General features: G+C 55.7%; 21 protein-coding genes. 6 read left to right on the top strand and 15 right to left on the bottom strand.

The window, feature by feature from the left end:
• The first annotated feature begins 23 nt into the window (after window positions 1-23).
• Window positions 24-665, top strand: coding sequence for a bifunctional 4-hydroxy-2-oxoglutarate aldolase/2-dehydro-3-deoxy-phosphogluconate aldolase (gene kdgA, locus DBR02_RS23460; protein ID WP_063450105.1), 642 nt, complete (start codon window positions 24-26; stop codon window positions 663-665).
• Window positions 666-707: 42 nt separating this feature from the next.
• Here kdgA and purT read toward each other — a convergent pair whose 3' ends face one another.
• The gene (purT, locus tag DBR02_RS23455; protein ID WP_107535600.1) at window positions 708-1,886 is read right to left on the bottom strand and encodes a formate-dependent phosphoribosylglycinamide formyltransferase; all 1,179 of its coding nucleotides are present in this window, start codon (window positions 1,884-1,886) and stop codon (window positions 708-710) included.
• A gap of 170 nt (window positions 1,887-2,056) precedes the next feature.
• Here purT and DBR02_RS23450 point away from each other — a divergent pair, with 170 nt between their 5' ends.
• Window positions 2,057-2,707, top strand: coding sequence for a tellurite resistance TerB family protein (locus DBR02_RS23450; RefSeq protein ID WP_063450103.1), 651 nt, complete (start codon window positions 2,057-2,059; stop codon window positions 2,705-2,707).
• Window positions 2,708-2,782: 75 nt separating this feature from the next.
• Window positions 2,783-4,858, top strand: a complete 2,076-nt coding sequence (gene ptrB, locus DBR02_RS23445; protein WP_107535599.1) for an oligopeptidase B — start codon at window positions 2,783-2,785, stop codon at window positions 4,856-4,858.
• Here the strand turns inward: ptrB and exoX are convergent.
• The 3 genes from exoX to DBR02_RS23430 form a co-directional block, all read right to left on the bottom strand.
• Window positions 4,840-5,502 carry an exodeoxyribonuclease X gene (exoX, locus tag DBR02_RS23440; RefSeq protein WP_063450101.1) on the bottom strand — a complete coding sequence of 221 codons (663 nt, stop codon included), beginning with the start codon at window positions 5,500-5,502 and terminating at the stop codon, window positions 4,840-4,842. The two genes, ptrB and exoX, sit on opposite strands and share 19 nt — an antisense overlap.
• Before the next feature lie 24 nt (window positions 5,503-5,526).
• Entirely contained in the window at window positions 5,527-6,177 is a 651-nt protein-coding gene (locus DBR02_RS23435) for a carbon-nitrogen hydrolase family protein (protein ID WP_107535598.1), read from the bottom strand.
• Between the two features lie 111 nt (window positions 6,178-6,288).
• Window positions 6,289-6,519, bottom strand: coding sequence for a DNA polymerase III subunit theta (locus DBR02_RS23430; protein WP_003859784.1), 231 nt, complete (start codon window positions 6,517-6,519; stop codon window positions 6,289-6,291).
• Window positions 6,520-6,656: 137 nt separating this feature from the next.
• Here DBR02_RS23430 and yobA point away from each other — a divergent pair, with 137 nt between their 5' ends.
• Genes yobA through DBR02_RS23415 form a run of 3 tightly spaced genes read left to right on the top strand, consistent with a single transcriptional unit; the run spans window position 6,657 to window position 8,254 of the window.
• Entirely contained in the window at window positions 6,657-7,028 is a 372-nt protein-coding gene (gene yobA, locus DBR02_RS23425; RefSeq protein ID WP_107535597.1) for a CopC domain-containing protein YobA, read from the top strand.
• A 1-nt stretch (window position 7,029) separates the two neighbouring features.
• The gene (gene copD / locus DBR02_RS23420; protein ID WP_107535596.1) at window positions 7,030-7,899 is read left to right on the top strand and encodes a copper homeostasis membrane protein CopD; all 870 of its coding nucleotides are present in this window, start codon (window positions 7,030-7,032) and stop codon (window positions 7,897-7,899) included.
• 16 nt (window positions 7,900-7,915) lie between these two features.
• Complete coding sequence (locus tag DBR02_RS23415) at window positions 7,916-8,254, top strand: YebY family protein (protein WP_063868473.1); 339 nt, start codon at window positions 7,916-7,918, stop codon at window positions 8,252-8,254.
• Between the two features lie 321 nt (window positions 8,255-8,575).
• Here DBR02_RS23415 and DBR02_RS23410 read toward each other — a convergent pair whose 3' ends face one another.
• From DBR02_RS23410 to DBR02_RS23355, 11 genes are all read right to left on the bottom strand, one after another.
• The gene (locus tag DBR02_RS23410; protein ID WP_063158908.1) at window positions 8,576-9,661 is read right to left on the bottom strand and encodes a tyrosine-type recombinase/integrase; all 1,086 of its coding nucleotides are present in this window, start codon (window positions 9,659-9,661) and stop codon (window positions 8,576-8,578) included.
• Window positions 9,630-9,902, bottom strand: a complete 273-nt coding sequence (locus tag DBR02_RS23405) for an excisionase (protein ID WP_023300430.1) — start codon at window positions 9,900-9,902, stop codon at window positions 9,630-9,632. Before DBR02_RS23405 ends, DBR02_RS23410 begins: the two co-directional genes overlap by 32 nt.
• A 159-nt stretch (window positions 9,903-10,061) precedes the next feature.
• The gene (locus DBR02_RS23400; RefSeq protein ID WP_058689420.1) at window positions 10,062-10,271 is read right to left on the bottom strand and encodes a hypothetical protein; all 210 of its coding nucleotides are present in this window, start codon (window positions 10,269-10,271) and stop codon (window positions 10,062-10,064) included.
• A 9-nt stretch (window positions 10,272-10,280) separates the two neighbouring features.
• Complete coding sequence (locus DBR02_RS23395; RefSeq protein WP_058689421.1) at window positions 10,281-10,520, bottom strand: DUF4222 domain-containing protein; 240 nt, start codon at window positions 10,518-10,520, stop codon at window positions 10,281-10,283.
• Window positions 10,498-10,890 carry a phage protein NinX family protein gene (locus tag DBR02_RS23390; RefSeq protein ID WP_107535595.1) on the bottom strand — a complete coding sequence of 131 codons (393 nt, stop codon included), beginning with the start codon at window positions 10,888-10,890 and terminating at the stop codon, window positions 10,498-10,500. Before DBR02_RS23390 ends, DBR02_RS23395 begins: the two co-directional genes overlap by 23 nt.
• Complete coding sequence (locus tag DBR02_RS23385; RefSeq protein WP_107535594.1) at window positions 10,890-11,108, bottom strand: TraR/DksA family transcriptional regulator; 219 nt, start codon at window positions 11,106-11,108, stop codon at window positions 10,890-10,892. Before DBR02_RS23385 ends, DBR02_RS23390 begins: the two co-directional genes overlap by 1 nt.
• A 2-nt stretch (window positions 11,109-11,110) precedes the next feature.
• The gene (locus DBR02_RS23380; RefSeq protein WP_107535593.1) at window positions 11,111-11,380 is read right to left on the bottom strand and encodes a hypothetical protein; all 270 of its coding nucleotides are present in this window, start codon (window positions 11,378-11,380) and stop codon (window positions 11,111-11,113) included.
• 315 nt (window positions 11,381-11,695) lie between these two features.
• Complete coding sequence (locus tag DBR02_RS23370; protein WP_058689424.1) at window positions 11,696-11,920, bottom strand: hypothetical protein; 225 nt, start codon at window positions 11,918-11,920, stop codon at window positions 11,696-11,698.
• Complete coding sequence (locus DBR02_RS23365) at window positions 11,920-12,585, bottom strand: MT-A70 family methyltransferase (protein WP_107535592.1); 666 nt, start codon at window positions 12,583-12,585, stop codon at window positions 11,920-11,922. Before DBR02_RS23365 ends, DBR02_RS23370 begins: the two co-directional genes overlap by 1 nt.
• Entirely contained in the window at window positions 12,582-12,734 is a 153-nt protein-coding gene (locus DBR02_RS23360; protein ID WP_058689414.1) for a DUF1317 family protein, read from the bottom strand. The genes DBR02_RS23365 and DBR02_RS23360 overlap by 4 nt, the downstream gene beginning before the upstream one ends.
• Window positions 12,734-12,955, bottom strand: a complete 222-nt coding sequence (locus DBR02_RS23355; RefSeq protein WP_058689413.1) for a hypothetical protein — start codon at window positions 12,953-12,955, stop codon at window positions 12,734-12,736. Before DBR02_RS23355 ends, DBR02_RS23360 begins: the two co-directional genes overlap by 1 nt.
• Between the last annotated feature and the right edge of the window lie 5 nt (window positions 12,956-12,960).

Raw genomic sequence — 12,960 nt, 5'->3', positions numbered from 1 at the left:
CGATCTGGCGAGAGAAAACTCTGATGAAAAACTGGAAAACAAGTGCAGAAGCAATCCTGACCACTGGCCCTGTCGTGCCGGTTATTGTGGTAAATAAACTGGAGCACGCTGTTCCGATGGCGAAGGCGCTGGTTGCGGGTGGCGTTCGCGTTCTGGAAGTGACCCTGCGTACTGCCTGTGCGATGGATGCGATCCGCGCTATCGCCAAAGAAGTGCCGGACGCGATCGTTGGTGCAGGTACGGTTCTGAATGCGCAGCAGCTGGCGGAAGTGACCGAAGCGGGCGCACAGTTTGCCATCAGCCCGGGTCTGACCGAGCCGCTGCTGAAAGCCGCAACCGAAGGCACTATTCCTCTGATCCCGGGTATCAGCACCGTTTCTGAACTGATGCTGGGCATGGATTACGGCCTGAAAGAGTTTAAATTCTTCCCGGCTGAAGCGAACGGCGGCACCAAAGCATTGCAGGCGATTGCGGGTCCATTCTCGCAGGTGCGTTTCTGCCCAACGGGCGGTATCTCTCCAGCCAACTACCGCGACTACCTGGCGCTGAAAAGCGTGCTGTGCATCGGCGGCTCCTGGCTGGTTCCTGCGGATGCGCTGGAAGCGGGCGACTGGGATCGCATCACTAAACTGGCTCGCGAAGCGGTAGAAGGCGCGAAACAGTAAGCGATTCGCAGTAAGAAAAACGGGCCACGTGGCCCGTTTTTTTTATCCTGCAACGCTGACGTTCGCAGCCGCTCTTTTCGCTCTTGCAACGGCTTCGTCCACGTTATCCCCGGTTGCTAACGCCACGCCCAGACGACGGGTGCCGTCGATCTCCGGTTTGCCGAACAGTCGAACCTGCAAGCCTGCGCCAACCGCACCTTCGACGTTATCAAAAGTGACATTCTGGCTGGTCAGCTGCGGCAGGATCACCGCGGAGGCAGCCGGGCCGTACTGACGAATGCCGCCAACCGGCAGGCCGAGGAAAGCGCGCACGTGCAGCGCAAACTCGGAGAGATCCTGTGAAATCAGCGTGACCATCCCGGTATCGTGCGGGCGAGGGGAGACTTCGCTGAAAATCACCTCGTCGCCGCAAACAAACAGTTCCACGCCGAACAGGCCATAGCCGCCCAGCGCCAGCACCGTCTTGCGGGCGATCTCCTGCGCGCGCGCCAGCGCCAGCGCGCTCATCTGCTGCGGCTGCCAGGATTCGCGATAATCGCCGTCTTCCTGACGATGACCAATCGGGTCGCAGAAATAAACGCCGTCCACGGCGCTGACGGTAAGCAGGGTAATTTCGAAATCAAACTTCACCACGCCTTCCACGATGACGCGCCCGGCACCGGCACGACCACCCTGCTGGGCATAGTCCCAGGCCTTGTCCAGCGTGCTGCTGTCGCGGATAAAGCTCTGCCCTTTGCCGGAGGAGCTCATTACCGGCTTAATGATGCACGGGTAGCCAATCTCTACGACGGCCTGGAGAAACGCAGCTTTATCCCCGGCAAAACGGTAGCTTGACGTCGGGAGCTGTAATTCTTCTGCGGCCAGGCGACGAATGCCTTCCCGGTTCATGGTCAGTTTTGCTGCTGTGGCGCAAGGCACTACGCGCTGGCCTTCCTGCTCAAGGGCCACCAACACCTCAGTGGCAATGGCCTCAATTTCAGGCACCACGAAATCCGGTTTTTCTTCGGCAATCAACGCCCGCAGGGCATTGCCGTCAAGCATATCAATGACGTGCGAGCGATGCGCGACGTGCATCGCTGGGGCATTCGCGTAACGGTCCACCGCAATCACCTCCACGCCCAAACGCTGGCATTCAATGGCCACTTCTTTACCCAGTTCACCCGATCCCAACAGCATTACGCGCGTCGCGGCAGGGCGCAGCGCGGTTCCTAAACGAGTCATAAAATCCCCCTGAAAAAGTTGCGGGCAGTATAAACGAAAACGTTTGCGTCTGTCTTGTATGGGGATAGCCAGGGCAGGGGAGAAATTTGCGCTTCTTTAGCACTGACAGACATTTCCTGACACCTGCTCGCTTAGGCTGTGAAAGTACGCACCGTAACGTGAGGAAAAATATGTCAGGCTGGATGAATCAACTGCAATCCCTGTTGGGACAAAAAGGCTCGTCGTCCGGCGAGCAGGGTCTAAGCAAGCTGCTGGTGCCGGGAGCGCTCGGCGGGCTGGCCGGTTTGCTGGTTGCCAATAAATCATCGCGGAAGCTGCTGACGAAATATGGCACCGGCGCGCTGCTGGCGGGCGGAGGAGCTATTGCGGGCAGCGTTTTATGGAATAAATACAAGGACAAAGTGCGCAACGCGCATCAGGATGAACCGCAGTACGGGAAGCAGGCGACGTCGCTAGACGTACGCACCGAGCGTCTGATCCTCGCGCTGGTGTTCGCGGCCAAAAGCGACGGGCATATCGATGCCAGTGAACGCGCCGCGATCGAACAGCAAATGCGGGAAGCGGGCGTCGAGGAGCAGGGCAGGGCGCTGGTGGCGCAGGCCATTGAACAGCCGCTCGATCCGCAGCGCCTGGCGCAAAGCGTGAAAAACGAAGAAGAGGCGCTGGAACTCTATTTTCTGAGCTGTGCCGCCATCGATGTCGATCACTTTATGGAGCGCAGCTACCTGAACGCCCTCGGCGATGCGCTGAAGATCCCGCAGGACGTTCGTGAGGGGATCGAGCAGGATATTCAGCAGCAGAAACAGACCCTCGCGGGCTAGAAGGGCATGTTTCGCTTGCATCATACGCGCGTTTTGCCAACCTTATAGGATGTAAAACGAAAAAGTAAGAATGCCATGCCTCCAAAAGCCCGACGTACTCCTTATGCGATCGTCACGCATGGCGATACGCGTATAGATAACTACTACTGGCTGCGGGACGATTCTCGTTCCCGGCCAGAGGTGCTCGACTATCTGCACGAGGAAAACGACTATGGCCGAAAGGTCATGGCCAGCCAGCAGGCGCTTCAGGACAGGCTCCTGAGCGAAATGGTGCAGCGTATTCCCCAGCGCGATGTCTCAGCCCCGTGGTGCAAAAACGGCTATCGCTATCGCCATATTTACGAGCCGGGAAACGAATATCCCATCTATCAGCGCCAGTCGGTGCTGAGTGCCGAGTGGGACGAATGGGATATCCTGCTTGATGCTAATAAACGTGCGGCCCACAGTGAGTTTTACACGCTGGGCGGCATGTCGATTTCCCCTGATAACGCCATTATGGCGCTGGCGGAGGATTATCTTTCCCGCCGGCAGTACGGTTTGCGCTTCCGCAATCTTGAAACGGGAAACTGGTATCCCGAAATGCTGGATAATGTTTCCCCCGATTTTGTCTGGGGCAACGATTCAGAAACGGTCTACTACGTTAAAAAGCATGCCTCAACGCTGCTGCCTTATCAGGTCTGGCGCCACACGGTGGGGACCGATTCCGCCGACGACGAGCTGGTGTACGAGGAAAAAGACGAGACGTTCTACGTCAGCCTGCATAAAACCTCATCTCGCCACTACGTGACTATCTTCCTTGCCAGCGCCACCACCTCTGAGGTGTTGCTGCTGGATGCCGAACTGCCGGATGCGCAGCCGCTGTGCTTCCTGCCGCGCCGTAAAGATCATGAGTACAGCCTGGATCACTTCCAGCACAGCTTTTACCTGCGTTCAAATCGCGAGGGCAAAAACTTTGGTCTTTATAAAACCAAAGTGCGCGATGAACGGAAGTGGGAAGTGTTAATTCCCGCGCGCGATCAGGTGATGCTGGAGGGGTTCACCCTGTTTACAGACTGGCTGGTGGTGGAAGAGCGCCAGCGCGGGCTGACCAGTATCCGACAAATCAACCGCAAAACCCGCGAGGTGGTGGGTATTGCGTTTGATGACCCGGCTTACGTCACGTGGATTGGCTTTAACCCGGAACCGGAATCGTCCCGCCTGCGGTATGGCTATTCGTCGATGACTACCCCGGACACGTTGTTTGAACTGGATATGGACACCGGGCAGCGTCAGGTGATTAAGCAGGCGGAGGTTCGGGGATTTGAGTCGGAGAATTATCGCAGTGAGCACCTGTGGGTGACCGCGCGCGACGGCGTCGAAGTCCCCGTGTCTCTCGTCTACCACAAGGACCACTTCAACAAAGGCAAAAACCCCATCCTCGTCTACGGTTACGGCTCCTACGGATCCAGCATGGACGCCGATTTCAGCAGCAGCAGGCTGAGCCTGCTCGACCGTGGCTTTGTTTATGCGATTGCCCATATTCGCGGCGGCGGCGAGCTGGGGCAGCACTGGTATGAAGACGGAAAATTTCTCAAAAAGAAAAATACCTTCAATGATTACCTGGACGTCTGCGATGCGCTGCTCGCCCAGGGGTATGGCGATCCGCAGCTCTGCTTTGGCATGGGGGGCAGCGCCGGAGGCATGCTAATGGGCGCTGTGATTAACCAGCGGCCTGAACTTTTTAAAGGCGTTATCGCCCAGGTGCCGTTTGTGGACGTGGTGACGACCATGCTGGATGAGTCTATTCCGCTGACCACCGGTGAGTTTGAGGAGTGGGGGAACCCACAGGATGAAACATATTACCGTTACATGAAAGAGTACAGCCCGTACGATAACGTCGAGGCGAAAGCCTATCCGCATATGCTGGTGACCACCGGCCTGCACGATTCCCAGGTGCAGTACTGGGAGCCAGCGAAATGGGTGGCGAAGCTGCGCGAGCTGAAAACAGACGATAATCTGCTGCTGCTGTGTACCGATATGGACTCGGGGCACGGGGGGAAATCAGGGCGATTTAAATCCTATGAAGGGGTGGCGCTGGAGTATGCCTTTTTGATTGGCCTGGCGCAGGATACGCTGCCAGGCCGCGCGGGAACTCAGGCTTCGCCTAAATAATGCTTCAGCGTCAGGCGCAGTTCCGGGCTCATTCTGTCGAGGTTGTTGTACAGCCAGCGCAGGTAGCCCGGATCGTTGTCCGCCACTTCCGCTACCGGTTTCCCCCGGTATTTACCGAACGTGAAGGTGGTCAGTAGTGCGGGGCGGCCGGTAATGGTCGCCATATCGTCTGGCGTCCAGCCGGATGTATTCATGATATCAATCAGGAGCGCCGCGGTGATGTAGCAGTCATACAGGGCGCGGTGATGGTGTAGCCCTTCCGGCGTCCGCACGCTGAGTTTGCGCGACTTATACAGCGCCATATTGCTGTATTTGATCCCTGGCCACAGGCGGCGCGCCAGCTTCATGGTGCAAATCCATTCGCCGGGCATCTCCGGCAGCACACGGCGGTCAAAACTGGCGTTATGCGCGACGTACCACTGGCTGCCGTGGTAGAGGGGGATGATCTCTTCAATCCACGGCTTGTCCGCCACCATCGATTCCGTAATGCGATGAATGGCCATCGCCTGCGCACTGATGGGACGATCCGGGCGCACCAGGTGGCTCATAGGGTTGACTATCTTTCCGTCAATCACGTCGACAGAAGCGACTTCCACAATTCCGCCCTGCAAATCGCAAGTTTCGGTATCAATAACGCGTAGCATTGATCGCTCCTGATCCTAAAGGGCTTAGCCTAATGGAATGATATCGCCTTGCCAACCCTGTCGGCCTAAAGAACCGGTTAACAGCAGTTCGCCCTTGTCGGCACGCACGATAAGCTGACCTTTTTCATCCCATAACGCGCTGCCGCTGTGCGCGTTCGCCATTAACACCGCGATGGAGTATTTATGCGCGAAGCGTTGTAACGAACCGATGGACTGCCGCCAGCGGTGCTCGCCCACCGCCAGGCTGCTGGTGAACAGGGTTGCCTCCGGGTCCAGTTCCGGGGCGTCAGCCTGCTTATCAACGATGGATAGTCGTTTATCGCCAGGGATCACACCCGCACCGTTGCCCTGCGGATAACGCCGGATGGTCGACAGGCTGGGCGTGAAAAGCGCGAGTCCTTTCTGACGCTGGCCGTGTTGCTGGAGCGTAATACCGGCAATCACCGTGATGAAACGTGACTGCGCGGCGTGAAGGAGGGGAGCAAGCTGCAAATCGTCAGGCGGTGGGGGTAAAGTTGCCCCGCCAGGGCCGGTAAGGGAAAGCTCGGGAAAGACCACTAAATCGCACCCCTGGCAGGCCGCCTCGTCAATGAAGTGCAGGTGGTGTTTTACGTGTTCATCAACACAGTTGTGCCGCGGAGCATACTGGGCCGCGGCTATATTCCATCGTGACATCGTGACTTCCTTATACACTAAGTCGCTGGGATTTTAAGATTACACCTAAATTTATCAGGGTTTTCTTATCCTGCCACATAACGCGTAAGGAAGTGTAACGAGACGTTAAGCTTATTTAACTTTAGGTTCGTACGGCAGGCGTGAGAGGTTGACGGAAGCGAGGCGATGCGCGATCAGACGTTCGCGAAACCAGTCGCGCAGATGCGCAGGCTGTTCACGCTCTACCACTTCAGCCACGACGGGCATGTTGTAACGCTCTTTGAATGCGACACCCGCGGCGGCGAGATCGACATTCACTTTGTCCATCTCGTCCTGAGGAAGGGCGGCCAGGTTAACGTTCATTTCCTTCTCCTTTTTCTGCGGCGGCAACGTTACCGCGATTGTTCAACGATGACAAGGGAGCAAAGGATGTTCCTCGACTCGTTAATTATACAGAGTTATTCTTTAGCATTCAGGCATAACGAAAAGGAATGATTGTGATGCACTTTACCCCTTCCCGCGTCGCGTGCGCGCTGGTTTTTCTGCTCTCTTCAGCAACCGCGCCCTCAGCTCTGGCCCATGCGCACCTCAAGCAACAATCCCCGCAGGAGAATACCGTCGCGACGGCACCCGACGTCATTACCCTGAATTTCTCGGAAGGCATTGAGCCAGCCTTTAGCGGCGTTGTGGTGACGGACGCGCAGAAGCACACGATCCAGACCGGTGCGGTGAAGCGTGACGAGAAGGATAACGCAAAGCTGATTGTTCCCCTTGAGAAACCGTTACCGACCGGCACCTACACGGTGGACTGGCACGTGGTCTCCGTGGACGGCCACAAAACCAAGGGCAGCTATCACTTTAGCGTGAAATAGTATGCTGGCCCTGAGCTACGTAGCGTTACGCTTTATCCATTTTGCTGCGCTGATGCTGCTTTTCGGCAACGCGCTTTACAGCGTCTGGTTTGCACCGTCTTCGTTGCAGCGCCTCATGACGCAACGTTTCCAGCGCCAGCAGAAAATCGCGGCTTTAATCAGCCTGATGGCTGCTCTGCTGATGTTCGGCCTGCAAAGTGGGTTAATGGGTAACGGCTGGGGCGACGTCATTAGCCCGTCGGTCTGGCGCAGCGTGCTGGGAACGCAGTTTGGTGGCGTCTGGCTGTGGCAAATGGTTTTGGCCGCTGTGACCGTGGGCGCAGCATGGCTTACTCCACAGAAAGGCTCGCGGCTGTTACTGCTTGCCATGGGGCAACTTGTGCTGCTGGCGGGCGTCGGACATGCCGCAATGAACGGCGGCGCACCGGGAGCGTTGCATCGTCTGAACCATGCGCTTCATCTGCTGTGCGCCGCGACCTGGGTGGGCGGGTTACTGCCGCTGCTGTTCTGTATGCGTCTGGCGAAAGGCCGCTGGCAGCCAGCCGCTATCTTCACCATGATGCGCTTCTCCCGCGTGGGGCATTACGCCGTTGGCGGCGTGCTGCTGACCGGGATCATCAACACGCTCTTTATTGTGGGCATAGACGTGCCGTGGCAGGCGCCTTATGTACGGCTGTTGTTGTTCAAATGTGCGCTGGTCATCATGATGGTGGCAATTGCGCTGGCGAATCGGTATTTTCTTGTGCCACGCTTTCGCCCTGATGCCGGGCGGGAACAACAGATTTTTATCAGGATGACACAGGCAGAAGTGGTGCTGGGCGCGCTGGTACTGGCGGCCGTCAGCCTGTTCGCGACCTGGGAACCCTTCTGACAAGGTTAAATAACATATGAAAAAGACGCTGCTTTCTCTTTTACTTCTCACCTGTGCCAGCAGTGCGCTGGCCGCGCCGCAGGTCATCACCGTCAGCCGGTTCGAGGTGGGCAAGGACAACTGGGCTTTCAACCGTGAAGAGGTCATGCTCACCTGCCGTCCCGGCCACGCGCTGTACGTCATTAATCCCAGCACGCTTGTGCAGTATCCGTTAAATGACGTTGCGGAGCAGCAGGTTGCCAGCGGCAAAAGTAACGGACAGCCTGTCAGCGTGATCCAGGTCGACGATCCGGCAAACCCCGGGCAGAAGAAGAGCCTGGCGCCGTTTATTGAGCGCGCTGAAAAACTCTGTTAGCAGTCAGGTTTCCAATAAAAAAAACCGCAGGTGCTTGTAATAGCTCTGCGGTTTTTCACATTTAGTGATGTTTTAACGCTTTTTTTCAGGCCACTTTTACTGTGGACTGGAAAACCTGACGTCGTCATCTATTCTTAAAGGGCAAGGCGATTGAGCCTGCATTAATGCCAACTTTTAGCGCACGGCTCTCTCCCAAGAGCCATTTCCCTGGACCGAATACAGGAATCGTATTCGGTCTCTTTTTATCTATTTGTTTTTCAAAGGTTTTTCAGGTATTAACACGAAATCCCCCGAAAATTACTCGAATATTCCATATCCTGTCTAAACCATAACATACTCTGCACCACGTGCGTCCAGGTATTTTTTGGTCATTGTTAAATTTTTGTGGCCGAGTAAGCGCTGAGCAAATTCCTCCCCGCGCTCCTTTTCATAGAGCCTGCTCGCCAGACTTCTGATCTCATGGAAAGGAGGTGGATTAGGTCCGAATTTTAACCCGGTCGAATCCCTTATCTCTGCAAAGGCCTGGGTGAGTCCGTCAGGAGTTAGCGGCCCCGGCTTTCTTCCCCCGCGGCGGACCGGAGAGTAAAGCATGAAGTCGGAAGGGTTGTTCACCCGGCATCGATCAATGACATCCTGTAACACAAGCCCGGCGACGTCCAGCCTCAAATCAAGTGGAAGTGCCAGTTTGTGACCTGTTTTCTCCTGCGTAACGAAAAGCCTCCCATCTTTAATGTCACTGAACCTGAACAGTGATATATCCTCCCGCCGCTGGCCGGTGACCAGTGCCAGATCGCATGCGTTGGGCGCCCATTCAGAATGAGTTAATGCAGCCTGGCGGATGAGCGTGAATTGTTCGAGCAGCAAGCGTTCTCGCTTAACTTTCGGTGTCGGCGTTCGCGTCGGTTCTGCCGGGTTCCTGTCGACATGTCCTTCCACAATCGCCTCCCTGAAGATATCCATCAGCACAGACCTGAGCCCGGAAGCCATGCTCTTTTTATCGCAGAGAATGTACGCTTCAAGGAATGAGGCGATGTCCTTTGTCGTGACAGAAGCGAGGGGAATTTTGCCGAACTCTTCCTTAATGGTGGCGATCTGGTTTCGCCTGACCTTCATCGTGTTTGGTTTCAGCTCACGCCGTTCGAGAATTACCTCGTAACGCTCCAACCATGCGGCCACTGTGAAAGTGGGCACGTCTTTTATGCGATCCAGGAGAGAAGAGGGAAGGTAATTCTGGTCAATGTAGTTGTTGGCCTCAATGGCCTGGGCAACAGCATCCTTGCGATCAATCCGGCCAAGAGAAATCTCCTGCCCGGTCACCGGATTGCGCCAGCTGTAAAGTCTGTCTCTTTTACGATAGGTCAGGTTACGGGGCAGGTTAGCGTCGTAACGTACTGGCCTTTTCGCCATGAGTCAGTCTCTCCAGTAAGGTGCCGCCGGACGGCAGTTTGGTGTGTTTCGGTTTAGCGCGCAGATTCTTCTTGCGCGGATCCACGTAGATAGCGTCAGGCTGAACCTTATATTCCTTTCCGTGCAGCTCCGGCGCGGGATAAATTCGCCCCTCCCGCGTCCATCGACGCAGAGTAGAAAGGGAGGGCGGAGTCGTGTAGACCTCAGCAGCCCATTCCTGCAAGTTGAGAAGCTTAGCCATGAGAACTCCTTAGCCACCTGGCATTATATGCGAGGCCGCGTTGACGTGTTGATTAATCGAAATCAGGTAAAAAGAAGCCCGGCGCGGGGCCGGGCAAAAGGGATCACGAGGTGGTGCTTTCGCACCCAATAGCCAGCTCATAACTGGCTATCAGTTGCGTTAGTCTTCAAGTGGTATGTAGCCTTCTTCTGGGTAATCTGCGCAGCATGCCCGCAGTCCTTCATATTCTACCTGACCGTCATCACCATGAATTACGCCGTTGTCGATGCTGATTTCTGTTTTCTCATCAACCTGAGATTCTTCTGGTGAGCTACACATTAGCCCGGCGAAAGATGCCAGGTCATAAATCTGCTTAATCGTTAAGTTCATAATCTCTCCTCATGCCGCACGCTGGGCGCGCAGTTTCTTCAGGTGTACTGCTGTTTCGATTTCCCCGGCGATCCGCTCGGCCTGTGCTTTGGTCAGCGGTTCGAATTCGTGTTGAAAGCGTCCCATGCTGGCGATGCAGGTGCGACCGTTGCGGATGTAGTGGATGACTTCGTGGGTAACGCGGAGTATTTTGCAGGGCGCGCCGTGGGGATCGGCGTACCAGGTATTAGGCTGTATTATCCTGAACATTGGCTTGCTCCCGAAGCATGAGGAACACGATCATTGCACCACGCAGCGGGTTGGACTGATACTGAACGCGGCATTCATCGAACTGGTCAACAGCATTCCACCACTCAGAACTGGCATCTTCAGCGCAATCCCAAACCAGACTAATGCGATTCTTCAGGATGATCGGACCCGCATCCTCCCAGCAAAGAGGTGGCGAATATTGCTCCCATGGGTTTTCACCATCACTCACCCAAACAGTGTGTGGGCGGAGTTCGTGATATTTGCTCGTCATGCCAGTGGCTTTGCTATCGTCAATTTCCTGAACCAAAAGCCCATTTGCGATCGCCACTCGTTTGTTAATTTCAAAGTCGCTTAGCTTGCTGTACTCCATCACATCCCCCTCTGCTTATTCTTCAGTTCAATGACGGATTGGCACTCCGCGCAGGTGTGGCAGCCGGGTACGGCAGCGCGCCGCGGCTCGGGAATTGGTTCGTCGCACTCCGCGCAATGTTCAGCTGATACTGCGTTGCGGTTGAGCCGGTGAGCGGAAAGGGCAGCATTACGCTGAAGCTCTTCAATCTCTGCTGCGGTATCGATGATATCTGCCATGGTCACTCCTTGCCGAGGGCTTTGTGGATGGCCGCGCGGGCTTTGTTGATTACGCCGTACCATTCCGGGTATGTAATGTTTCGACCTTCTGCCATTGCTTTTTCGGTTAGCTGTAGCGCTTCCAGTAAATCTGGTGCGGCGGCCATGAGCGCGCCGTTATCGTCTTCTGAGCCATTGATCAGTAACTCAGCGAGAAGCCCACCATCGCTGCGGATTGTTCCTGTCTCTGCGCTATAAACCCAGCGACCTTTAGTGCCTTTAAACTCTTCCATACTCACTCCGCGAACTGTCGGTTAATTCGGTTGAATGTGAATGCCAGCAATAAAAAAGGCCGCTTTAGCGACCTGGTGATTTGTGATTTCATGGCTGTATCCACCCTTTACCTTTGACGTGCTGAATAACTCCAAGCTTCCTGAGTGACTGGAGCCTGCGGTCAAGGATGCGGAAGACGTCCATTGGATGCTTTCCTTCTGCTTCAGCAATGACGAGGCATTCCTGTCTGACAGAAGGGCTAAATAGCTCCGAAAACGAGGTTGGCTGAGCACCGATAGCGCTTAACACCTCGCTATCCAGTTTCGCGTATTTGGTCACGACTCAACTCCGAAGCGGCGATTAAGCCGCCCTGTGTATACGACGAACTCCAGGAGGCTAACTCCCAGAGCTTCAATTTTCTTGTGATGCTTGTTGATGATGGGAGGCACAGTTTCGTTCCAGTTAGGCTTTGGCTTCTTGCGCATGGCCTGCTGGATCTCTTCGGTGCAGCGGCGGCAGGCGGCGCGGACGGCGTTGTCTGTTTCTGGGGTCGTGTGCATCAAGCTGCCCTCCACCCGTCTTTGAAGATGGGCTGGATGTTACCTGGGAAAAGCTCAACATCCGGTGATTCAGCCTGATTTCCCCAGTGATGCCAGCCCGGAACCGCGCTGCGGCTAAACAGCTCAATGCGCGGCACATCACCGTAAAGCAGCTCCAGCCGGTTGCGCACTTCCCACGGCTTTTCGCTGTGCGCGCCGAGCGGGCTGTAGACCACCTGCTTAATCCCGGCGTGCGTTCGTTCCAGCCCGGCGCCGCGGGTAGCAATCAGCAAGTCTTCGGTGTTGGCCCGGGTGTGGTTTCCGCCGTTCATGCGCGTCTCGGCGTTAAGCAGATCGAGGAAGTCGTAAAAGTCGGTGACTTCACCCTCGGCCAGCGCCTTGTTGATGCGCAGTTCGGCATTCTGATTCAACTTCACCCAGGTAAAGCCTTTCATCGTGCGAACGGTAAAGCCCCAGGCTTCGGCCAGTTCGATGGCCTCCTGGTTATGCGTGCCGGTGTACCACATCGCCAGCACCGCGTTTTCGGCGGCAAGCTCCCAGACTGGCAGGCGCTTGATGTCGATGAGCTTCATGGTGGAGTAGTGATCGGCGGCAGCCCCGTTACTGATGGTGTTGCCGTAAGCCCATGGCGGGTCAACATACAGAAGTGAGTATTTCGCTGTCATGCCACCTCCTGCCTTACCCGATATTCCTCAGCGAGCCGCTGCGCCTTTAATGGATTGCTGACCACTTCACCCCATGGCATTAGCCAGCCGTTACCAATGAAGGGAAGGCAGAGTGTGCCAACCCTGATGTCGTCGTGAGCGTGAGTCATTAGTCACTCCTTGAAGCACCGCCAAGACCTTTGCGGTTGTCATTCAGATATGGATCACATGGCCTGTAAGTCGATGGTTTTGCCGGTGATGTATCGTTCTCACGCTCCTCACGGATGATCTGGTAAAGCTCTTTGCGATCGGCGCGTTCTTGCGGGCTAAGTTTCCGGTCAGGGATTGGCCGGAGAAGATGTTTTCGATATTCGGGGGTAAATTTGTTCATTGGTT

Origin of the sequence: Enterobacter cloacae complex sp. (assembly GCF_900322725.1) — a bacterium.
In the GTDB taxonomy this organism is placed as follows: Bacteria; Pseudomonadota; Gammaproteobacteria; order Enterobacterales; family Enterobacteriaceae; genus Enterobacter; species Enterobacter quasihormaechei.
This window is presented reverse-complemented; position numbering and strand designations above follow the sequence as displayed.